18 protein-coding genes are annotated in these 21,561 nt (G+C 56.2%); 8 read left to right on the forward strand and 10 right to left on the reverse strand.

Features of this window, described 5'->3' with window-relative positions; translation table 11 throughout:
* Positions 1–517 precede the first annotated feature (517 nt).
* The gene (locus GJR98_RS14730; protein WP_151139494.1) at positions 518–1,594 is read right to left on the reverse strand and encodes a M20 family metallopeptidase; all 1,077 of its coding nucleotides are present in this window, start codon (positions 1,592–1,594) and stop codon (positions 518–520) included.
* 63 nt (positions 1,595–1,657) lie between these two features.
* On the reverse strand, positions 1,658–2,362 hold the full coding sequence (locus tag GJR98_RS14735) for an HpcH/HpaI aldolase family protein (RefSeq protein WP_151139495.1): 705 nt from the start codon (positions 2,360–2,362) through the stop codon (positions 1,658–1,660).
* Positions 2,363–2,819: 457 nt separating this feature from the next.
* Here GJR98_RS14735 and GJR98_RS14740 point away from each other — a divergent pair, with 457 nt between their 5' ends.
* From GJR98_RS14740 to GJR98_RS14765, 6 genes are all read left to right on the forward strand, one after another.
* Positions 2,820–4,556, forward strand: coding sequence for an ABC transporter substrate-binding protein (locus GJR98_RS14740; RefSeq protein WP_191965498.1), 1,737 nt, complete (start codon positions 2,820–2,822; stop codon positions 4,554–4,556).
* A 101-nt stretch (positions 4,557–4,657) separates the two neighbouring features.
* Entirely contained in the window at positions 4,658–5,632 is a 975-nt protein-coding gene (locus tag GJR98_RS14745; RefSeq protein ID WP_151139497.1) for an ABC transporter permease, read from the forward strand.
* A gap of 7 nt (positions 5,633–5,639) precedes the next feature.
* The gene (locus GJR98_RS14750) at positions 5,640–6,572 is read left to right on the forward strand and encodes an ABC transporter permease (protein ID WP_151139498.1); all 933 of its coding nucleotides are present in this window, start codon (positions 5,640–5,642) and stop codon (positions 6,570–6,572) included.
* A complete protein-coding gene (locus tag GJR98_RS14755) occupies positions 6,573–7,607 on the forward strand; it encodes an ABC transporter ATP-binding protein (RefSeq protein ID WP_151139499.1) in 1,035 nt (344 codons plus the stop codon).
* A complete protein-coding gene (locus GJR98_RS14760) occupies positions 7,592–8,620 on the forward strand; it encodes an ABC transporter ATP-binding protein (protein ID WP_191965499.1) in 1,029 nt (342 codons plus the stop codon). Before GJR98_RS14755 ends, GJR98_RS14760 begins: the two co-directional genes overlap by 16 nt.
* A 32-nt stretch (positions 8,621–8,652) precedes the next feature.
* Positions 8,653–9,141 (forward strand): hypothetical protein, encoded by a 489-nt coding sequence (locus tag GJR98_RS14765; RefSeq protein WP_151139501.1) that lies wholly within the window; start codon positions 8,653–8,655, stop codon positions 9,139–9,141.
* 287 nt (positions 9,142–9,428) lie between these two features.
* On the opposite strand, the gene GJR98_RS14770 is transcribed toward GJR98_RS14765, so the two are convergent.
* The 6 genes from GJR98_RS14770 to GJR98_RS14795 all read right to left on the reverse strand — a co-directional run bounded on the left by GJR98_RS14770 (position 9,429) and on the right by GJR98_RS14795 (position 17,451).
* The gene (locus tag GJR98_RS14770; protein ID WP_228717199.1) at positions 9,429–10,229 is read right to left on the reverse strand and encodes an IclR family transcriptional regulator; all 801 of its coding nucleotides are present in this window, start codon (positions 10,227–10,229) and stop codon (positions 9,429–9,431) included.
* Between the two features lie 820 nt (positions 10,230–11,049).
* Positions 11,050–12,204 carry a PfkB family carbohydrate kinase gene (locus GJR98_RS14775; protein WP_151139503.1) on the reverse strand — a complete coding sequence of 385 codons (1,155 nt, stop codon included), beginning with the start codon at positions 12,202–12,204 and terminating at the stop codon, positions 11,050–11,052.
* 378 nt (positions 12,205–12,582) lie between these two features.
* The gene (locus GJR98_RS14780; RefSeq protein ID WP_225316431.1) at positions 12,583–13,620 is read right to left on the reverse strand and encodes an ABC transporter permease; all 1,038 of its coding nucleotides are present in this window, start codon (positions 13,618–13,620) and stop codon (positions 12,583–12,585) included.
* Between the two features lie 21 nt (positions 13,621–13,641).
* Positions 13,642–14,850: a sugar ABC transporter substrate-binding protein gene (locus GJR98_RS14785; protein WP_151139504.1), complete on the reverse strand. Its 1,209-nt coding sequence runs from the start codon at positions 14,848–14,850 to the stop codon at positions 13,642–13,644.
* Positions 14,851–15,147: 297 nt separating this feature from the next.
* Entirely contained in the window at positions 15,148–15,990 is an 843-nt protein-coding gene (locus GJR98_RS14790) for an ATP-binding cassette domain-containing protein (protein WP_151139505.1), read from the reverse strand.
* Between the two features lie 132 nt (positions 15,991–16,122).
* Complete coding sequence (locus GJR98_RS14795) at positions 16,123–17,451, reverse strand: DUF362 domain-containing protein (protein WP_151139506.1); 1,329 nt, start codon at positions 17,449–17,451, stop codon at positions 16,123–16,125.
* Between the two features lie 232 nt (positions 17,452–17,683).
* Between GJR98_RS14795 and GJR98_RS14800 the strand changes: the two genes are divergently transcribed.
* Both GJR98_RS14800 and pdxA read left to right on the forward strand, forming a co-directional pair.
* A complete protein-coding gene (locus tag GJR98_RS14800) occupies positions 17,684–18,955 on the forward strand; it encodes a four-carbon acid sugar kinase family protein (RefSeq protein WP_191965501.1) in 1,272 nt (423 codons plus the stop codon).
* Positions 18,948–19,943: a 4-hydroxythreonine-4-phosphate dehydrogenase PdxA gene (gene pdxA, locus GJR98_RS14805; RefSeq protein WP_151139508.1), complete on the forward strand. Its 996-nt coding sequence runs from the start codon at positions 18,948–18,950 to the stop codon at positions 19,941–19,943. Before GJR98_RS14800 ends, pdxA begins: the two co-directional genes overlap by 8 nt.
* Positions 19,944–19,979: 36 nt before the next feature.
* On the opposite strand, the gene GJR98_RS14810 is transcribed toward pdxA, so the two are convergent.
* Both GJR98_RS14810 and glpR read right to left on the reverse strand, forming a co-directional pair.
* Positions 19,980–20,678, reverse strand: a complete 699-nt coding sequence (locus GJR98_RS14810; RefSeq protein WP_151139509.1) for a cyclase family protein — start codon at positions 20,676–20,678, stop codon at positions 19,980–19,982.
* A gap of 43 nt (positions 20,679–20,721) precedes the next feature.
* Positions 20,722–21,486 (reverse strand): HTH-type transcriptional regulator GlpR, encoded by a 765-nt coding sequence (gene glpR / locus GJR98_RS14815; protein WP_151139510.1) that lies wholly within the window; start codon positions 21,484–21,486, stop codon positions 20,722–20,724.
* Positions 21,487–21,561 lie beyond the last annotated feature (75 nt).

Consider the following 21,561-nt stretch of genomic DNA (forward strand, 5'->3'; position numbering starts at 1 on the left):
CTGTAATGTCGATGTAGAACAGTCGACCTCTGGAATCCCTCGTCGATGCCTTTGCAAGGAATTCGTGTTGATACTCTTGTACTCGTTTTCGACTTGCCACCGACAACCGTAGCGCCGACAGAACGATTCGGCTTTCTCCGTCGTAACCGACTGATTCGTCACGAATACTGTCGACCAATCTGCCTTCGTCGGCGGGGCATATAGAAACTGCGTCGCGAATGAGCCTACCTCGACGTGAACTGACGCAGACTCGACAGCGGTCTCTCGACCGTCTCGTTCCATCTCCTCAAACACCTCTCGTTTGGAACTCGTGCTCTATTTGCGAAACCAATAGTTCACCCCTTTCGTTTACGGTCTGAAACAGTCATCTCGGGGGAGTCTACAGGATACCTGTTAGAGGCCCACCGAAGTTCCAATGGAAACAGCGTGACTGTTCCGACCACCTACCCCAGAACGTACGGTGAGAATTGCTCACTTTCTGTCCCAAGTTCATCGAGTCAGGGTTGTATGGTGTCTCTCAGAGGCGCTCCGCTGTGCCGCGGTAAATACGATAACACCGTTCGAGAACTTCGAGGTTCGCACTCTCAGTGTCTGTGTGGGCTTCACCCGGCTCAGATGCTCCACAGACAACACAGGTTACTCCTGCCCCGACGAGTCGCCCGGCATCAGTCACGTGCGGTTTCGTGGTCAATTCTGGCTCGCCATCCTGTGCATCGACTGCGGCAGCGAGCACAGTCTCAGCGAACGCCTCGTCGTCACAGCGCATCGGCGGTCCATCGTAGTTGACGGTCCATTCGACCCCGTCGATATTCTCGACCTGACTGAGGTCGACTCGTTCACCGGGGACCGTGCGTTCGTCTACTGTCAGCGTGCACTGTCCTGGAATCACGTTCGAGGCGTTCCCACCGTCGTGAATTTGAGTGACGACTGCCGTCCCTGAAAGTTCCTCACCGAACACCTCGACGTGCGGACGTGGGAGGTCACGGATGAGGTCTATCGCTTCGGTCGCGCGGTAAATCGCGTTCACTCCAGCGCTCGGTTCACTCGCGTGAGAGGGTTCACCCTCGACAGTGATTGTACTGCCACGACCCCCCTTGTGCGCAACGACGACATCCGTGACGCCGGGTTTCGAGTAGTTCGTCGAACCCTCTCCAACGATTGCGAAGTCCGGTGCGAACCCTTCGTTTATCGCGTGTGTGGCACCAGTCCCGCCGGTTTCCTCCCCAACGAAGCTCGCGAAGACGAGTTCACACGACGGGTCAGCATCTCTGAAGGCGAGCATTGCTGCCGCGACAGATCCCTTCATATCTGCAGTCCCGCGACCGTAGAGTCGACCGTCTCGCTCTTCGACGATGTATTCTCCTTCGTCGTTCGTCTGGCTTGCCGCAGGCGCGACCACGTCGTGATGGCCGACAAGCGCGAGCGAGGTTTCACCAGTTCCGCGACGTGCGATGACGTTTCCAACGTCGTCACGTACGACCTCGCCCGCAGTCTCTTCGCGAAGCCACTTCTCGATGAAGTCACCAGCAGCAGTCTCGTCTTCGTGACTCGAAATTGAAACGAGTTCCCTCGTCAGTTCCGCAACTGTTGTCATACCATTCGACGGAAACTCTACTCCATGCTAAAGGTACCGGCAGGGTCACCCCACGAGAGACCCTTACCGGTCCGCGTGTATCTCCTCGAGACGAGACCCAAGAACACTCCTCGTTGCAGCAAACTCGTCACCTAACTGCACGAGCTGTGCACCCCGCTCGACCGCATCTGTTGCGTCGTCAGCAGTCGAGACGAATGTCCCAATCGGAACGTCTGCAGCAAGTGCTGCTTCCCACACGTGGTCGAGCGCCTCTCTCACGTCTGGATGGTCGGTTTCGAGCGGGTGGCCGTACGAAACTGAGAGGTCTGCTGGCCCAAGAAACACACACCCGAGCTCTGGGACGGAGAGAATCTCCTCGATGTTTGCAACTGCATGCTTGTTCTCGATCAGTGCACCGACGAACACGGTGTTGTCCTGTCTCGTCGGATAGTTTTCGAAGTCTGCACCCCAGACGTTCGGGTACGAACCGCCTACCCCCCGTTCCCCCGCTGCATCGTCGTACGTAAATCGAGCTGCTTTCACTGCCGTCCGTACGTCGTCTGCCGTCTCTACACGGGGAACGAGGATATTTCGGATTCCGGAGTCGAGCACCTTTCGGACAGTCGATGGGTCACCAGACGCCATTCGTACCAAAATCTCTGTCTCCGCGACATCTGCGGCTCGGGCAAATTGCTGCAGCATCGGACTGTCGAGAGGGCTGTACCCCGTATGTTCTGTGTCTACGAAGACGAAATCGAGTCCCATCTCGCCGTACACGTCGACAAACATCGGTGAATTTGACCGTGTCCGTGCTCCGAACACCACACCATCACGTTCTACTGAGTCACGAAGGTCGTTGGGTCGTCTCACACGAAACCCAATCAGGTAGCGTCGATAAACTTACCGGTGGAATCGTTCGGTCGAGGCCAATGGGAAGTGATTCCACGAATCGTCCATTACATGATTCTCCAGACACTCCTGAACAAGGGTCACTCGCTCGCGGCTTATGCCCGGAATCAAACTTTAGGGAATCACGCCCTGTGATAACACGGTAGTGTTTGGTATTTTAAAAATTCGCAAACAAGGTAGACTATTGTTCAATAGATTGCCATACATTGTGTACATGCATAGTTATTTAACCTGTGGAAAATCTTTCCAAGATGGTATGGCAGATTATATCAAGCCCCCATCTCCAGATGAGGGTACCCATGGAGATGGTAGTGGAAGCAATACACGCCGCCGGTTTATGCAGGCAGCCGGAGCCCTCGGGCTCGGTGGAATCACGGCACTAGCAGGGTGTAGTTCACAGGATGATAACGGGAACTCGGGCAGCAGCGACGGAGGCAGTGGTGATGGCCTCACGAAAGTTCCAGAGATTCAAGTCGTCGGTGAGACTCAAGAGCGCGGCATCGTCCACTACGTCCTGAAGACGTGGGCAGAGACCGTGAACGACGAGACCCCGTTCGAGGTCAACTTCCAACCGATGAAGCACACGCAAGTGGTGGAAAAGACGATGTTCGAGCAATCTGTTCACATGGGTTCGCTCACCTTTGGGCCACGACCCAACCGTCTCGACCCCCACATGCTCCTCAACGACATCTACAACACGAACAACCTCGGTTGTGGAACGTACCAGTGGTCGTCGTACTCCAACGAAAACCTGGATGAGCTTCTGGACACGCAGGCGACAGAGATGGACCGGGACGAGCGGCAAAAGACCGTCCACGAGATTCAGGAGAAACTTGCGACACTCGACGGTGACGTCGACTTCGGTTCTGTGCGAGCACTCATCCACCCGATGGTGGTTCAGCTCTACAACAAGGACCTCTTCGAGGGGGTTACAGTTGTGAACGGACAGGGAATCCGTAACATCTGGACCTACAACGAGACCCAGCCCAAGACAGACCAAACCCGGATGGTCATCCCGGTGACGATTGGTGCGAACAACCTCACGCCGTTGTTCTCCGGTGCGCTGAACCTCGAAGCAGTCCGGAATACCTTCGATAAGTTGACGCAAATCGGCCCGGACGGCGCTCCGAAGCCGTGGCTCGCAACCGACTGGGAGGTCGCAGACAACGACAAGGACATCACGTTCAACCTCCGCGAAGGCCACACATTCCACGACGGCGAACCGGTCACTGCCGAACACGTGGCGTTCACCTACGAGTACATGGAGAACAGCCCACTCCTGGCATCTGCCGTGAAGCCAGTCGAGTCGACGGAGGTTATCGACGACACCACGATCAAGTTCACACTGACTGAGCCGTTCGCTCCGGTGTTCCTCTTTACTTTCTCTCGCGTTCCAATCCTCCCGAAACACGTCTGGGAAGACATCCCAGAGAGCGTCGACGCGACCAAAGCAGTCGAGTGGTCACCGTCTTCCGAAGGGAAGTTCTTCGGCAGTGGGCACTTCAAGTTCAAGAACTGGCGGAAGGGCGAAGAACTCGTGCTCGAAGCGAACGAAGACCACTTCAGTCCACCGGGCGTCGACGAAATCGTCTTCCGACTGGTCAAGAGCTCGCAGGTGGCGCTCGATTCGATGGCCTCTGGCGACTCACACCTCCTCTACACGGTCGACGCCAGTCGGTCGGTCATCAAAGATGTCGGAGAAGAGAACGACCACCTCGCGACCGAGGAGATTCTCAGCATGGGCAACCATCCACTGATCTTCAACACGAACGCACCGCCGTTCGGGTTCCCGGAAGTTCGCGCAGCACTCGAGTCTGTGGCGCCGAAACAACTCATCGCCGACGAGGTCTGGGACGGGTTCGCAGAACCTGCATTCGGCAACATCAGTCCCGCAGTCCCCTTCTGGTTCAACGAAGACCAGAAGAAGTGGGGTATGGAGTACACCGGAAAAGAGACGTTCACGAAGGTGCTCGAAGACAGAGGGTTTACCCTCACAGACGACGGCGTCTACTACCCCGAAGGAGAGGTCCCAGACCACTCCGAGCCGCTCGGGTGTGAAGTCCACGAGAACTAGACCCGCGTCCCGCAACCCAATTTATCGAGGATACGAAATGAATGATACACTAACGGAGAACAGTGGGTGTCCGCGTCAGCAACGTCCACTAAGCAAGGCACATGGCATTTAGAAACTACTTAGCGAAACGTCTCGTCGGGACGGCGTTCTCGTATCTGGTCATAGCGACGATGATATTCTTCATGTTTAGACAGATTGGTGACCCACTTGGGCTTCACATCTCTCCGAACATGTCCCCGCAGCAAGTCACCGAGTTGAAAGAGGTGTTCGGTCTGAACGACCCGTGGTACGTCCAATACTTCACGTTCCTCAAGGGCCTCGTCACGTTCAACTGGGGGATCAGTTTCTACTACATGGAGTCGACGTACGGTATCGTCACCCAGCGACTGTTCAATAGCCTCTTGCTCACACTCCCGGCAATCCTCATCGGGTACATCGGTGGGATTCTCGGCGGCATCTACCTCGGATGGAAGCGTGGCCAGCCGTCAGAGCGATTGGGGATGATTATCGCCCTGCTCTTTCGCTCGACCCCCAGATTCTGGGTTGGCATTCTCCTCATCTTCGTCTTCGGGGCCAAACTCGGCCTCTTCCCGATGAGCGGGATGCTCTCTCCAGGGTCTGAGTTCGGTGGCCACCTCGAACTGCTCGTCCGACCAGATTTCTACTGGCATGCAGCCCTCCCGATCGCGTCGATGACGCTGTATCTAATGGGCCTCCCGTTGTTACTCATGCGGACGAGCATGCTCGAAGTCATCAACATGGACTTCGTTGATCTGATTCGTGCGAAAGGTGCGAGTGAGCAACGGGTCATGTACCGTCACGTTGCACGGAACGCCATGCTCCCAGTATCGACTGCATTCGCGGTCGCAATCGGGTTCTCGTTTGGGGGGAACGTGCTCGTCGAGACAGTGTTCTCGTACCCCGGAATTGGCCGACTGATGGTGAACTCCGTGTTCCGTGGAGACTACCCAGTCGCCCAGTTTTCCTTCCTCATCATGGCCGCCGTCGTCCTTGTGATGAATCTGGTCGCAGACATCGCCTACGGTTACCTGGACCCACGGGTGTCCTACGAATAACTCAACAATGTCATCACAAACAGACTCACCACCGGACCGTACCGTCCCGCAAACTAGCGAGCTACAACGGCGTCTCACGAAGTTCCGCGAGACGCTCAGTATCGTCTTCGACAACGATATGGCGAAAGTCGGTGCAGTCATGCTGACTCTCTTCGTCCTGATGGCGGTGTTCGCACCGGTCATCACACCAAACGTTCCCGACGAGCGCGTCACCACGGATGACGGCTCGTGGGTGAAAGAAGCAGGACCGTCGGCGGAGTACCCACTGGGGACGACAACGCAAGCGTACCCAATCTTTAGCCAACTCGTCTACGGGACTCGCATCGCGTTTATTGCTGGACTTCTGACGGCGTTGATGGTCGGGGGAATTGGAACGCTTGCCGGCATCGTCTCGGGGTACTACGGTGGGGTCACGGAAAGCGCAATCATGCGTCTCGTCGACATCACCTACGGGATTCCGTTCCTCCCCTTCGCAATCGTCCTCATCATCGTCGTCGGTGGGGGGAGCATCTTCAACATCGTCTTCGCAATCTCTCTCCTCCTCTGGCGGGGGACGGCGCGAGTCATTCGGTCGGAGGTCATCTCGATAAAAGAACAACCGATGATAACCGCGGCGAAGGCGAGCGGTGCGAGTAACAAACGCATCATGCTCTATCACATCCTGCCGAAGGTGTTACCGACCAGTGTCCTCTACTCGGTGTTTGCCATCGGGTGGGCAATCATCGCAGAAGCCGGGCTTTCGTTCATCGGGCTCGGAGACCCCGACATGTTGAGTTGGGGGAAGATGTTGAACACGGCCTACGTCGGAAACGCAATCCAGTTAGACATGTGGAACTGGATCATCCCACCGGGACTGTTCATTACACTGTTCGTAATCTCTGCGTACTTCGTCAGTCAGGGTATCGAAGAAGTTGTGAACCCACAGCTGAGGGAACCATAAATGACACTCCTAACTGTAGACGACCTCTCCATCGAGTACACGGCCGACGAAAAGACGATAAAAGCAGTCAACGGCGTCTCCTTCGAGATTGCGGAAGGCGAACGATTCGGTCTCGTTGGTGAAAGTGGCTCCGGGAAGACGACAATCGCCAAGGCGATTATGCAGTTACTCCCAAAGAACGGTGAAGTCACGAGCGGATCTGTCGAACTCACGAACGATAGCGTCTCACTCGACTTAGTCACCGCGAGCAGCCGTGAACTGCAGGATATCCGGTGGAAACACCTCGCAACCGTCTCACAGAGTGCGATGAATGCACTCGACCCGGTGTATACCATCGGTGCACAGATTATCGAAGCGATACAACTCCACGAGGACGTCTCGAAGGCCGAGGCACGGGAACGAGCGGGTGAGTTGCTCGAACGTGTCGGAATCGACAAAGAGCGTGTAGACTCGTACCCGCACCAGCTCTCTGGTGGGATGCGCCAGCGCGCGATGATTGCAATGTCGATGGCACTCGAGCCATCGCTCATTATCGCAGACGAGCCGACGACTGCACTCGACGTCATCACCCAAGACCACATCCTCGATCAGATCGACCAGTTGAGTAACGCGGTCGGGAACTCACTCTTGATGATTACGCACGACATCAGCGTCGTCTCCGAGACGTGTGATCGAGTGGGCGTAATGTACGCTGGGGAACTCGTCGAGGTCGGACCCACAGAGGAAGTATTCACAAACCCAGAACATCCCTACACGAAGGGACTGCTCAACGCATTCCCGACACTAGAGGGTGAGTCAGATTCAGAGCTAATCACGATTACGGGTGAGCCTCCGAAGCTCATCGACGTCGAACCTGGCTGTAAATTCATGGACCGCTGTCCGTACGCTGAAGCGCGATGTGGAGAGTCAGACCCTGCACTCACACCGAGAACACCAGGTCGAGAAGCAGCCTGTTTCGTAACCGCAGACGGCTACGACCTCGAAGAACACTACGAACAAGTCGTTACGGAGTCAGAAAAATGGCAAAAACTCTAGTCAAAGCTGAAGGACTGTCGAAGCATTTCCCTGTGGAGACAGGTCTTCTCGAACGCTTCCGCGGAAATCAGCAGTACGTACACGCTGTCGACGGAATTGACATCGAAATAAAGAAGGGCGAGATATTCGGTCTGGCAGGAGAAAGTGGGTGTGGAAAGACCACCACCGGGCACTGCCTCATGCGTCTCTCTGACCCCACTGCTGGGGAGATTTATTTCGGAGACCAGCAACGCAACATTGCACAGCTCGAAGGAACAGACCTCAAGAAATACCGTCGTGATGTACAGATGGTGTTCCAAGACCCCTACGAGTCGATTAACGACCGGTTCACGGTCCGCAAGTGGGTACGAGAGCCGCTCACCATCCACGACATTGGGACACGAGAAGAGAAAGAAAACCGCGTGTGGGAGGCGCTCGACCAGTGCGGCCTGAAGCCAGTCGAGAACTTCATCGACAAATACCCGCACGAACTCAGCGGAGGACAGCGTCAGCGTGTCTCGTTAGCTCGTGCGATGGTTCTTCGGCCAAAGTTCATCGTTGCCGACGAGCCAACGTCGATGCTCGACGTCTCGGTGCGAGCGGGCGTCCTTCGGGTATTCAAAGAGCTCGCCGAAGAGCACGACGTCTCCATCCTGTACATCTCCCACGACCTTTCGCTCCTCCGGTACATCTGTGACCGTATCGGAATCATGTATCAAGGCGAGATGATGGAAGTGGGTGAAGCGAACGCAGTCCTTCAGAATCCGAAACACCCCTACACGCAAACGTTGTTGAAAGCCGTTCCACGCGTTGATTCGCGGAACGAGCGGAACCGCGTTCGCATTTCTGGGGAAGTGAACGAACGCATTGGCGGGATTCAGGGATGTGCCTTCAAAGACCGGTGTCAGTATCGGTTCGACCGGTGTGACGACGAGAGCGAACTCCTGGAGGTCGGGAAGACGGACGACCACGAGGTCTCGTGTCACCTCCACGACGAAGAAGTAGAAAAACCAATCCCGGTCTACGAAGGGTAATCCACATAGCCCCTCACTCTATTCGATACATAATGGCAACTGTAACCACGACGCTGCTTTGGGTCATTGGAGCGGTGAGTCTTCTCGTTCTCGCGGTGAGTAGTGCATCGATCGCGCTCCAAATGCGGAGACAGACTGCAGAAGTATCGCAGCAAGCACTCCAGCGCGAGCGACTCCGCGTGTACCACGACCTGATGAAGAGTATCATCAAATTGAATCGTGAAGCGGTCGACTTGGATGACGAAGGGATGCTCGGGGACGCACACGACCGCCTCGTTCTCAATCAGGAGTCCGAACTCGGGACCCACCTCGACGACATCACTGAGACGTTCCACCGGAGCTATTACCTCATCGACGCACCCGTCCGTGACGCCGTCAGTGAGTACACAGATTACGTCTCATCGTACCACGAAACCGGAATTAAGCTCGGTCGGATACTGAGCCTGAGTGGAAACGTGGTTAACGCGATGCGCGAAGACCTCGGTCTCTCAGATATCTTCTCGGACGCGAGCGACCTCTGAGAGAGCGAACTTCGAGCAATATTTTTTGGCCTCTGCTGGTACGGAGAGCTGGCTCTGTGCGATGTTTTTCGAGCCTCTGTTGTCACGGAGAGTGGGCGACCTGCACCCGTTCGTGAGGTGCAAACGAAATTCGAGAGTTGTTGGCCAGTGCCCTTCCCAGAGTGGAGAATATCAGAGAATACAGGCGTGCTTGACATCGACACCCACGTTCCCCACCATTACATTACAACCATAGAGGTGTAATCTTCGTCCCCAAACAGGTCTTAGCGTGCAAACGGCGATACGAGTTAGTACCGAATCACCTGTGAAGGGTTCTGTGTAACCAGGTTTACTTCGATGATGTTGGCGGCCTCGATGACGAGTTGCGGTAACAGACCGTACGCGAGTTCGTCCGGGAGCTGGCTCTTTGGCCGAGAGACTGCAATCGCTCCAAGCACATTGTCGTCAGTGTCTAAGATAGGGACACCAATTGCACGAATACCCTGCACAGCCTCTTCGTCACTGATTGCGTAGCCCTGCTCACGAATCTCGACGAGTTCAACGAGGAGTGAGTCGACGTCCGTAATCGTATCGGGTGTCTTGGCTGGGAGACCGTGGGTTTCGACGATCCACTCGACGTACTCTAATGGGAGGTGAGCCAGAATTGCTTTGCCGCACGAGCTCACGTGGAGATGGTCGGACCCCTCGAGTCGACGGGCACTGAACTCTTCAGAGACCCCCTGATTCCCGATCTCTCGATGGAGATAGATGGCCTTCCCAAACTCCTCGATGATGAGGCCCGCGTGACCACCCGTGAACTCTGCGAGGTGCTCCAGTTCGGGTTTCGCAATGTTGTACAGGTCAGTGCGATGCTTGACAGTGTGACCGAGGTTGAAGAATCGATGGCTGAGCCGGTATTCAGCGCCATCTTTGACCAGATATTCCCGCTCGTGCAACGTCGCAAGATGATTGTACACACCTCCTTTCGAAAGGTCGAGATGAGACGCTAGCTCCGAGACACCGGCACCATCCAACTCTTGGAGTGCCTCGATGATATCTAACGTCGTTTCGACAGTCTTGAGTGTCCGCATGTACGCGTAGTATTCCATCCCCCTATGATAAGTGTTTGTGCTATACAAACGAAAAATGCTGGGCATTTCAGAATGAGGTTTCTCGACGAATAAAACACACAGTGTGTGAATGGACTGTACATTCTAGTCTTGCAGCTCCTCAGCTGGCATGGTCCATCGAGCAGGTGGCGCGGTTGTTTGAAACGATAATATTTGTGTGAGTTGCGCGTCAAATGACGAATAGTTGCTTATTTCCTTCATTTATTATATCTTTTGAAGTGATAGTTCATATTCAATTTGAGCAAGGGTATTGTGTGTATTTATCATAGTAAGGAATATTTTTTCAGATGTATATTCAAGTATATGTAGTATCTAAACAGATTCAATACGTTCTGCCACCAATCACAGACGAAACGTATAGTTCATTCTGTTCCATATTGAGGGGTGAACAGGGTTCAGAAAACACCATTTTCAATCTGTGTAACCCACTCAGAAGGCATTCTAGCAATTACTCGTTGAGCTACGAGCGATGCTAGTCGAACAGCACATTATATCAGTATCTTTATAATACAATCGAACCATTATATTTTATTCATATATGATGAGAACTATTTTGTGACTTTATCCGTCGACGTCGAAGAAGAGTTTACGTGACAAACTATCGTCTGGGTGATTCGAAGTCTCAGTTTGTACTTCGGAATGTCCGACGATGACCACGAGTAACGCTGCGTAGTCGGAGAATCAGACCGGACAGTGAGATAAAGGAGAACAGTCGAGCGCGGTAATCTTTCGAGGGGGTCTTCGCGACAGTGATACGAGTGTGCTATCGTGTCAGACAACGGGTCTGGCGCATCTCGTACTAGACGTGCGTTTCATACTCCTCGAGGAACGATTCGACCGTGGCCAACGTGGGTGACTCACCGTTTCGTATGAAGGACCCAGCCACGGCGTTCCCAAGTGCGACCGTCGATTCAGCGTCAAGCCCCTCTAACAAGCCTAAACAGACGCCTGCATTGAAGTGGTCCCCGGAACTGGTCACGATTTCAGGGTCGGGAATGTGGAGTGTCTCGATCAGCGCCTGCTCGTCTTCAGTGACCATCGCCGACGCCCTCGCACCGTGTGAGACCACTCGGTCGACATCGACGATGTCGCGAGCGGTGGTAGCAAGGTCGAGCATCGACTCTCCATCCACCGAACCACCACCACTCGTGATGAGTTCTTGAGTCTCGCCTCGATTGGCACTGAGCGTCACTGGAACCTGACGATTCAACGTCTGTAGTGCGTCGAATCCCTGCGTAAATTGTGACTGGGAGAGGTGGCGGATATCGGCCGGGTCGAAGAAGACGTTCGACGGTGGGTTCGAGAGCGTTGGCCAGATGTCGTCAGCCAGTCCACGGATGATTTCTGGCAGGTTTGGAATCATCGACCAGTAACCAATCCCAAACAGGTCCGCCTCCTCGAGCTGGTCGGCGAGTTCGTCGTGACCGAGGTGTTCGTCAAGCGCATCCCAGTCTAGCTCCCGATAGCTACCAGCCTGGGTCAACATGAGCTTTCCGTCGTCGAACTCGACCGCATCGGTCATGCCTGGCTCACCGATGGAGTACATCGTGTTCCCGGCGAACTCATCTTCGAACTCCGACCGCATCGGCCTGCCGAACGTACCAATCATGATTGGGTCACAACCCCATCCGTCGAATACACGTGAGAGATGGCAGACGTGCCCTCCTGTTCGAGTACCACGGTCCAGCCACTCGATAGTGAGCGATGTTTCCGAAGCCACTGAGTCGTTGATATTGGTTCCGAGCGTGTCCAGTTCTCGAATGAGCGACACCGAATCCATACTTTCCCGCTCAGCGACCATCTCGCGGACCGTATCGATGATGCCATCGAACCCGAATAGAACTGTGTGATTACGGGAGTGGGTCGAGAAGTTTTCTCGACAGGAACGGACCCCCTCTCTCGTTTCACTCGTGGAACTCTCTCTGTCGGCCATTAGCTGTAACCACACAACCATCTGTTATATTTTTAGTGGTGAGCGAGAACACGAGTGGGGTGTCTCTTGCTGTAGAACGTGACCAACGACTCGTTGTGACTGGTCTTCTGCTGTCACCGGACACTCACACGAGCCCCGCACACTGTCCGCTATTTTTGTGCTACCAGCGTCACTGTCGAGGTGTTCACTGCTCACACTCAGTGTCAGGCCTGACTAGTTTGATGTGAATTCCGGAAGCGCCCCCATATCGGACTTGCAGTGTTCGTTCCCCTGCTAAGCTCGGAGAACAGCGTCGACGAAATCGGGATATGGGTCAGAGTCGTGGAAGCCCCATAACTAGTAGAGTAAGTGAGAAAGAAACCGCGAAAGAGAGAGAGAAGTGGGTTGGTCCCGACAAACTTAGAGGTCAGAGAGGAGCCGTCCCCGAGTTTTCTGGACGAAGGTGTAGAGCAGAATCGCCGCGAACAATACGAGTCCGTTGATTGTCTGGACGATCTGTGGGTCGATGTTCAGCATGACGAGTCCGGCAGCGATGGTGCTGAGCAGCAGCACTCCACCGAGAGCGTTGAAGACGTTCCCGCGGCCACCGAACAAACTCACACCGCCGATGACTGCAGCGGTGAATGCAGGAAACAGCTGAGCAGTTCCGAGTGTCGGAGTCGCACCGCCGTTGAACCCCGTCAGAAGCAGTCCTCCGGTTGCGGCCAGCATCCCCGAGAGAACGAAGACAGAGATGACGATACGGTCGGTATCGATACCTGCCTCGGCTGATGACTCTTCGTCACCACCGACAGCGTACACTGCACGGCCGAAGCGCGTCTTCATGAGGACGAACCATACGGCGACGAAGAGGCCGAGTATGAAGATGACAGCGACAGGGACTGGCTGAGGCAATAGCCCGCCGAGCGACACTTCACCGCCGCCGAGCCACAGGTAGTTCTGGGGCAAGTCGTACACCGAGCGCGTCGACAGCACCAAGATTCCACCCTCGAAGACGATGAGCGCCGAAAGGGTCTGCAGGAATGGATTCACGTCGAATTTGGCGATGAAGAAGCCGTTCATGAACCCAATGAGACCCCCGATTGCGAGGATGACGAGGATTCCAACGATGCTTGGGGCCCCACTGAACCATTTCGTGAGGAACAGTGCGGTGAACATCGAGGAAAAACCCGCGACAGAACCGACCGAGAGGTCGAAGTTCCCACTGATGAGACAGATGGCCTCTGCGAGCGTGATGGCTCCTAAGCCAGCACTCATGTACAACAGGAACTGGATGTTTCGATATTGGGTGAATATCTCGGGGAGCAGGACCGAGAAGAGGATAAATGCCACTAACAAGATGGGCCAGATGAGGTTGTCCAGCACGAACAACATCATCCGCGTGCGATCACTTTGGAGTTCGGAGACCGTCGAACTCACTTTGGATATCGTACTCATCGTTCGTTCAAGTGCGGTGATTCAGTCCGTTCCCTCGATCTCACGGTACACGTTACCGTAGAGATATGGTGCATCGGCGTTCTCTTGGGTAATCGTCGCGTGCTGGCACTTAATCCAGCGCCACCACGTCTCATCTTCAGCCTCGTATTCGGTCACTGTCGCGGGGCCCCAGAACTGCTCGGACCACGGCTTGATACCTTCGACCGTCTTGTTCTTGATCGAGATGTCTTCACCTGGCTTGAGCGTAGTTCCGACGTCTGGAATCGCACTGTCGCCGTTCTCGAGGTAGTCCCACATCAGTTCGAGGGTCAACGGTGCGTACATATGCAGCGGCTGGTCGACGGCGAAGTCGTAGTAGCCGCTACCGATTCGCTGGTTGAGTTCGGGCCCTCCGTCGATCCCGAAGGCCATGACGTGGTCTTCGTGGTCCCGCTTGTGGTACATGTCCATCTGTTTGAGTGCGGTCAGCGCACCCATGCCGCTGCCAACGTTGTTCGAATAGATGGCGTCGACATCCGGGTTGGCCTGAAGTGCACTTTGCGTCTGTGGGGCAGAGTCTTCAGGCGTCCCGTCGCTCTCGATGCGGTTGACAACCTCGACGCTGTCCGGGATGTTCTCGGTGAATCCGTACAGGCGAGCCTGGCTCGTCGTGGATTCGAAGTTGAACACGCTCGTGATGACTTTCGGGTTCTCGATTCCCTTCTCCTCGATCATATTGGTGAAGCGCTCACCAGCGACTTTTCCGCCTGCGTACTGGCCGAACAGCGCTCCAGCGAGAATGTCCTTCGATAGTGTGGCGGTGTCGAAGTTCATCACAGGGATGTCGTTCTTCGACGCCTCTTCGACGATTTTACGCGATGCCTTGGCATCGAAGGGATTCAGGAGAATACCATCGAGACCCTGATTGATCGCGTTGATGGCGTCCTGCGTCTGTTTCGATGCGTCGAACCCAGCGTCGAGGATGACGATTTCGACGTCGTCACGGTCTTGGGTGTACCACTTGGCCGCTTGACCCTGAACGTACAGGCCCGCCTGCCCCATCGACTTCATCGAGACAGCAATCCGCATCTTGTCGGAGTCCGAACTGCTACTGTCTCCTGTCGTCGTTCCACTGTCACCGCTACTGCCACTGTCTTCGGCTTGGTTGTTGTTCTGTGAACCTGCGCAACCGGCGAGACCGGCGATACCTGCAGCACCGATGCCTTTGAGGAGTTTACGTCTACTTGTCATGGTTGTTAATGACGTCTATGACAGACAAGCACACTGTTTCACCTTAATAGTTTCTATCAGAGTGATTTTGTCAACGCTAATATACGATAATAGTCGTCGCGAGGTGTTCTCGAGGGTAAAATCGCAATCTGTTCGAGTTCGCTGTACTGGGGAGAAAACGACAGTACTCCATCTCACCTGATGAGCGAAGTCGGCCGAGTGGGAGAGAGGACGTACACAGTCCAGCGGGAGTAACTCAGACAGGAGTTGCGACAACGAAGGGTGTGTCGCCGTTTGGTTGGTTTCTGGGGGAGTGTTTCACGCAGTAGACGAGCTAGACGAGGATGATTCTGATTTGCGGCTGACGGTATCGCCGGAGTCTGGTTCGGAGTCATCGTCCTGAAGGGAATGGCCAGAGACCATCATACTGACCACGTCGTCACGCGTGATATTCTCGGAGTCTACAACGTCAACGATACGCCCCTGGAAGAGGACAGCAATCCGGTCGGTCATCGACAGCACCTCCTCGAGGTTGTGGTCAATGAGGATGACAGAGTGTCCACTCTCGCGCAACTGCTCGACGAGTTCCTCAACGTGGTCGACTGCGGCTTTCGAGAGTGCAGACGTTGGTTCGTCTAGGAGGACGATATCGGGGTCAGTGACGAGGGCTCGACCGATTGCGACAGCCTGACGTTCCCCTCCGGAGAGGTACTCGACTGGTGTGTCGGGGTCGACGTGGATATTCAGGTGCTCGCTCAGAATCCGTTCTGCCTCCGCGGCCATGTACTCACGGTCAACGATTGGGAGGACGCCACCGAGTTTTTTGACGGGCATCCGGCCGAGGAACAAGTTCTCTGCAACCGAGAGTTCATCGACGAGTGCGAGGTCCTGATATACCGTACCGATGCCGAGCTTACGGGCATGTTTGGGCCCTTCGATGGTGACTGGTTCACCTTCGAACCGAATCTCACCACCATCGGGCTGGTGAATACCAACGAGCGTCTTGATGAACGTCGACTTCCCGGCGCCGTTGTCGCCGACGAGTCCGAGAACCTCGTTCTCTTCGAGTGTCAGGGTAACGTCCGAGAGTGCTTCCACGGTACCGAAGCGTTTCTGGACGTGTTCGACCTCAATTCGTGGTTTGGGTGTGTCAGTGGTCATGGTGATAAGACTGTGTGAAGGGGTATGATAGCACATGTTAACTATTAGTACAAATAAGTGTCGGTGGGTTGGCAGTCCAAGTCGTCGAGAGAGCGTGTGACGAGACTGGTTGGAGGTAGAGGGTCTTCAGCGTCAGTCGTGGGCCGCAGAATCCAGTGCCATCGTGAGGTTCCCTTCCGCATCGAACGTCCATGGCTGGTCTTCGTGGACTTCGATGTCGTCTCGGTCAGCAAGTTCCTCGGCGACGGGCTCCGACACCCACAGTTCGTCAGGAGTCATAGTGTTCCGAATCCGTGCGATCCGAAGCTCGTCGGCGCTTGCGACGCCGGTCATCGACGCGGAGAGGACGAACGCTGTCGCGTCGCTTGGGACGACGAACGGAAGTTTTGCCCGAACCGGCTCACCGCTCGTTACGATGTTGACGTATGTGTCCCCAAAGTCGATTTCCGACGCGAGGTCACGGTGGATGAGGTCGGCGAGGCCGACTCCGAGCGCATTGCCGTGGGATGGTGGTGTGAGTGACCGAACGTAGACGCGCGTCAGCGATGGCTTCTGACGCTCTGCTTGGCCGTGGAACCAGACCCGACCGATGACGTTGGTGTCGAGTCCAGTTCCGCTCACTTCCTTGCCCATCTCGTCGACGACGAGCAAATCGAGGTCGTCGACTGGGAGTTCCGGGAAGAACTCCGCAGACCGCGAGAGTAACGCTGGTTCCTCCTCGAGAAGGTCGGCTGCAGGGATTCCCTCGATAGCGGCCGCCCGCTCGTCGGCGTTCTCGATGATACCGACTCCACCGACGATGGGTGTTTCATCGACGAGAACGCTCGCCCACTCCGGAATTACATCGGCGAACCCACGGTCTAGGGCCGCGTTGTGCATGGCGTTGGCCCCTCGCTGCTTGCCAAGTCCGACGACGGCCATCTTACAGAGGCCGCTTTCGATGTCTCCCTGAAAGTCGGTGTGGAGTTTGACTCGGTTGACCAGCAAGACGGCATCGGCCTCGAGTGCATCTTCGGCGGCATAAATCGACCATCCCTGTGAATCGGTTCCCACCTCCTCAACGGCCAGCGACGAACGAATCTCGCAGCCAAGGCGCTCAGGTGTAATTCCTAGCTCTCTGAGCATCTCACGCTGCCCTTCGGGTGTCGCCCCACCGTGACTTCCCATCGCGGGGAATACGAACGGCTCGAGGTCACGTTCCTGTAGTTCGGCGACGATCGACTCGAGGACCGTTGGAAGGTCGTGGATTCCACGACTGCCAGCTGTGATTCCGACCGTACTCCCTGGCTCGAGGTTTTTGAGCTTCGGGATGTCGTCAAGCGCAGTACGCGAGGCTTCCGGAACGTTCTGCACGGTGGGCTGTGTTCGGGTACGACTCACGCGGTACGCACGTGGGAGGTCAGATACGTCGACGTCGTTGGCCGACTCCAGTCGGTCCCGTCCTGGAAAATCGAACTCCATTGGTATCTACACGAATACACATGAACACCTTAGGTGTTACCCCGTCTAGCCAACGTGAGTCACTCCGGGGCGGAAGCCACCACACGTAGCACAGCGAACGTCCGGTGGGATTGAAGGCCCCCAAACATGGTCGTGTGCGAACCTTTCTTTACGGCGGGTTGAACATACAGACCATGGACCGTTGCGTTCCTCAACTGTACACCCGAGACGAGCGACAACTGGAGGGACGACTGTGACCCGATGTGTTGTCGTCGCGGACGACTTGACAGGAAGCTGTGACACAGGTCATGAATTCGCGATGCGTGGATACGACACGCGTGTCGTAGTCTCACCACAAAAAGAGACGTCGATGGCACAGGGTGACGTCATGGTTGTCAACACGGAGTCACGCTATGCAGCACCCGAAGAGGCTGCAGAACGCGTTAAGACAGCCTTCGAAGTTCCTGGTGCAGATATCGCGTTCAAGAAGGTCGACTCGACGCTCCGCGGTAACGTCCGTGTCGAGGTGGAAGCCGCACTCGACGCTGTGGGTGCCGACCTCGTTCTCGTCGCGCCCGCGTTCCCCATCAACGGGCGACTGACGGCGTGCGGGTTCCACCTTGTGAACGGCAAACTGGTGACCGACACCTCGGCCGGCAAGGATGCTGAGCGCCCACCGGCATCCGACGCGCTCCCTGCGTTCTTCGCGGAGAGTGACTACGTGACTGAGCATCTCGGCGTCGAGACGGTTGCCCGTGGGAGCGCTGCCGTTCGGAGGGCTCTCGAATCGATACAGTCGGACGATGCGCCCGTCATCGTCACCTGTGACGCCTTGACGGACGACCACCTCGCTGCAGTGGCTGCCGCGGGTGCTGACCTCCCCGACCGATGTCTGTACGTTGGGAGTGGTGGACTCGCCCGTCACGTCCACGTACCTGGGCTTGCATCGGGCGCTGGAGTCGATGTCGACGAGACACGGCCCGTCGTGGGGGTAGCAGGGAGCGTCGCTCCAGAGACGCTCGTGCAGATCGATGAGATTACACAGAAACGTCGTCGACAACTCGACCTCGAGATGGCGGTCACCGAACCGTCCGCTGCCGGTGCTGACCTTGCCTCTAGAGGGGTGGAAGCTGTCGACGATTACGGTGGCGTCGTCCTCCACAGTGCTGAAAACCGAGGCGACGTGGACCGAACACTGGCAGCCGGTGAGCGAGCTGGCGTCGACGGTTCGATGGTCCGGCGTCGAGTCACGGATGCCCTCGCTACGGCTGCCGGGGAGCTGGTCCACGACGACCAGCCAGCGAACCTCTTTCTCACCGGCGGTGCCACCGCGATTACCATCCTCAACCAGTTAGACGCCCACGCACTCCGGATGGCTGGTGACGCGATTGAACCGGGAATCCCACTTGCATCCGTCGTCGGTGGTGTGGCAGACGGTGCGGCGGTCATCACAAAAGCTGGCGGGTTTGGTGACGAGCAGGCAATAATTAAGTCGCTCGCTCGTATCGGTTTTGCTGATGAGTGAAAATCGTCCGACCATAGGGGTTACCATGGGTGACCCTGCGGGCATCGGAAGCGAAGTCATCGTCAAATCCTACCCTCAGTTGGTCGAGAGTGCAACCGTCGTCGTCATCGGTGACGAATCGGTACTCGCCGACGCAGCGAATCGGTTCGCCACTGACCTCTCCGTGCGACGTGTTACATCGCCAGCCGAGGCAGGCGCCGACCCGAGCGTGCTGCCCGTCCTCGACTTAGACAACGTGACCGACCATCGGTATGGCGAACTATCTCAGGCGAACGGTGCAGCGAGCCTCGCCTACGTCGAACGTGCAATCGAGCTGGCACAGGCCGGGGAGATCGACGCGATTACTACTGCACCGATCAATAAACAGGCAACACGGATGGCGGGCAGCGAGTACGCAGGGCACACCGGCATGCTCGCAGACTACACCGATACCGACGAGTACTCGATGATGCTCGTGGAAGACGACCTGACGGTGACACACGTGAGTACGCACATTCCGTTGCGGGAAGCCTGTTCGAATCTCACCGTTGGTGATGTCGAATCGACGATCAGCGTCACGAACGAGGCGCTGCGTGACCTCGGTCTCGACAACCCGGCCATCGCAGTCGCGGGATTGAACCCGCATGCGAGTGACGGGGGACTCCTCGGTGACGAGGAAGCAGAGATTATCGAACCGGCCATAGAACGCGTCGCCGAGACGGGCGTCAACGTGACTGGCCCCTACTCGCCCGACACCGTCTACGTCCGTGCGGCCGCCGGAGAGTTCGACTGCGTCGTCTCCATGTATCACGACCAGGGCCACATCCCGATTAAGATGCTCGGCTTCACCGGCGAGGACGATGCAGTGAGCGGGGTCAACGTCACCATCGGACTCCCGATCATCCGAACGAGTGTCGACCACGGGACAGCCTTCGACATCGCTGGCGAGGGGGTCGCGTCCGAACAGAGTATGCTCGATGCAGTGTCTATTGCTGCAGAGATGGCCTGAACCAGTCGTAAAAGAGCTTCTTTCGGGGATAGCCGACTAAACGAGTGCAAAGGCGCGGACTGAACATCCGCCTGTTCCCTGCACGTTGAGTGGCGGGAAGAAGAAATCAGCACGTCGACTGTCCGCACCATCAAGTACTTGATCGAGGTTGCGAACTTCCTCGATGGGGATAATCTCGTTTTCGAGCAGTGGGAGGTGTGAGTCAGCTGGGTGTACATCGGTCGAGGGGCCATGAGCGGGTACCTCGTCGTACCAGCCACCGACGCTCGCACCTTCGGTTCCGACTGCGGTTGGTTCGAGTGAGGCGATGTACTCCGCGGCGTCGCCGGTCAGATATGGGAACTCGAAAAGGTACTCTGGGGTCTGTCCGTAGTACTCGTCCCACCCCGTATGGAGCATCACAACGTCACCCTGCTCGATGTCGTCCTCGTAGGCCTCGATGTCAGCGCGGGTTATCGCTTCCTCGGGGTCTTTCGGTGTCAAATCGATAACGACGCCCTCACCCATGAAGCGCTCGATCGAGAAATCGTCCAGTGTCTTCCCATCCGGGATGAAGTGTGCTGGCGCATCGATGTGCGTCGCTGTGTGACTCCGCATCTCTATGCGCTCCATGGTGAACCCATCCCGTGCGGCGATAGATGTCTGATCGAGCTCGACTTGCGGGAAGCTCGGCCATACTGGGATTCCTGCGCAGATTGGGTTAGAGAGGTCGATAACCTCTTTTGAATCAAACATGATAGAACCGACAGACGCCTGAAAAATAAATATTGCGCTCAGATCACTTGTAGAGGTCGTCGACGAGTGCCGTCTCTTCGAACAAGTCGTGGTAGTCCTCGGGAACGCGACCGTCGGTGACGAAGAGGTCGACGTCGTCGATCGAACCGAATCGCCGGAAGCTCTGTTCACCAAGCTTCTCCGTGACGGTGACGACGACGGTTCGGGCAGCGTGTTCCACTACGAGTCGTTTGAGTTCGGCTTCGGCCTCGTTGGGCGCGGAGAGCGTCCCGTCGGGTCCGATTCCATTGATGCCGATGAACGCGAGATCGAAGTGGGAGTTCCGGATGTACTCTTCCGCAGTCGGGCCGACCAGTGCTTTGGTCTCGGGACGGTACTCACCACCAGTCGATTTGACTGTCCGGTCCTCTTTCGCGAGTTCGGGCAGCAGTAGCGGTGAGTTAGTGACGGAGATGGTCGAATCGACATCCGGGACTTCCTTCGCGACCTGCATCGTCGTCGTCCCTGCGTCAAAGTAGATTACCTGTCCTTCTTGGATCTCCTTGACAGCCCGTTCCGCAATCGCTTGTTTACGGTCGAGATGCTGGACGAGTCTCCGGTTGAAGGACCGCTCGACGCCCACGTTCGTCACGGGGACGGCCCCGCCATGGGTTCGCTCGACGAGATTTCGCTCGGCGAGGTTAGACAGGTCACGTCGAATCGTCGATGGCGACACCTCGAGACGCGAAGCGAGTTCGTCGACCGAGAGACCACCGTGTTTCGTGACCAGTTCCGTTACCGACCGACGGCGTTGCTCGGGTGTGGTCATGCATTCACACCACGAAGATTGTGCGATTGCCGCGTCCATGCACCTGTCATAGGTGCGTGTATCAGTGGCGGGTAT

Origin of the sequence: Haloferax marinisediminis, from assembly GCF_009674585.1 — an archaeon.
In the GTDB taxonomy this organism is placed as follows: Archaea; Halobacteriota; Halobacteria; order Halobacteriales; family Haloferacaceae; genus Haloferax; species Haloferax marinisediminis.

Bases quoted from the DNA above. Each gene is read 5' to 3' on its own strand.
- GJR98_RS14730 (WP_151139494.1), bottom strand. From the start codon at position 1,594: ATGACAACAGTTGCGGAACTGACGAGGGAACTCGTTTCAATTTCGAGT.
- GJR98_RS14735 (WP_151139495.1), bottom strand. From the start codon at position 2,362: ATGTTTGTCGACGTGTACGGCGAGATGGGACTCGATTTCGTCTTCGTA.
- GJR98_RS14740 (WP_191965498.1), top strand. From the start codon at position 2,820: ATGCAGGCAGCCGGAGCCCTCGGGCTCGGTGGAATCACGGCACTAGCA.
- GJR98_RS14745 (WP_151139497.1), top strand. From the start codon at position 4,658: ATGGCATTTAGAAACTACTTAGCGAAACGTCTCGTCGGGACGGCGTTC.
- GJR98_RS14750 (WP_151139498.1), top strand. From the start codon at position 5,640: ATGTCATCACAAACAGACTCACCACCGGACCGTACCGTCCCGCAAACT.
- GJR98_RS14755 (WP_151139499.1), top strand. From the start codon at position 6,573: ATGACACTCCTAACTGTAGACGACCTCTCCATCGAGTACACGGCCGAC.
- GJR98_RS14760 (WP_191965499.1), top strand. From the start codon at position 7,592: ATGGCAAAAACTCTAGTCAAAGCTGAAGGACTGTCGAAGCATTTCCCT.
- GJR98_RS14765 (WP_151139501.1), top strand. From the start codon at position 8,653: ATGGCAACTGTAACCACGACGCTGCTTTGGGTCATTGGAGCGGTGAGT.
- GJR98_RS14770 (WP_228717199.1), bottom strand. From the start codon at position 10,229: ATGGAATACTACGCGTACATGCGGACACTCAAGACTGTCGAAACGACG.
- GJR98_RS14775 (WP_151139503.1), bottom strand. From the start codon at position 12,204: ATGGTTGTGTGGTTACAGCTAATGGCCGACAGAGAGAGTTCCACGAGT.
- GJR98_RS14780 (WP_225316431.1), bottom strand. From the start codon at position 13,620: ATGAGTACGATATCCAAAGTGAGTTCGACGGTCTCCGAACTCCAAAGT.
- GJR98_RS14785 (WP_151139504.1), bottom strand. From the start codon at position 14,850: ATGACAAGTAGACGTAAACTCCTCAAAGGCATCGGTGCTGCAGGTATC.
- GJR98_RS14790 (WP_151139505.1), bottom strand. From the start codon at position 15,990: ATGACCACTGACACACCCAAACCACGAATTGAGGTCGAACACGTCCAG.
- GJR98_RS14795 (WP_151139506.1), bottom strand. From the start codon at position 17,451: ATGGAGTTCGATTTTCCAGGACGGGACCGACTGGAGTCGGCCAACGAC.
- pdxA (WP_151139508.1), top strand. From the start codon at position 18,948: ATGAGTGAAAATCGTCCGACCATAGGGGTTACCATGGGTGACCCTGCG.
- GJR98_RS14810 (WP_151139509.1), bottom strand. From the start codon at position 20,678: ATGTTTGATTCAAAAGAGGTTATCGACCTCTCTAACCCAATCTGCGCA.
- glpR (WP_151139510.1), bottom strand. From the start codon at position 21,486: ATGACCACACCCGAGCAACGCCGTCGGTCGGTAACGGAACTGGTCACG.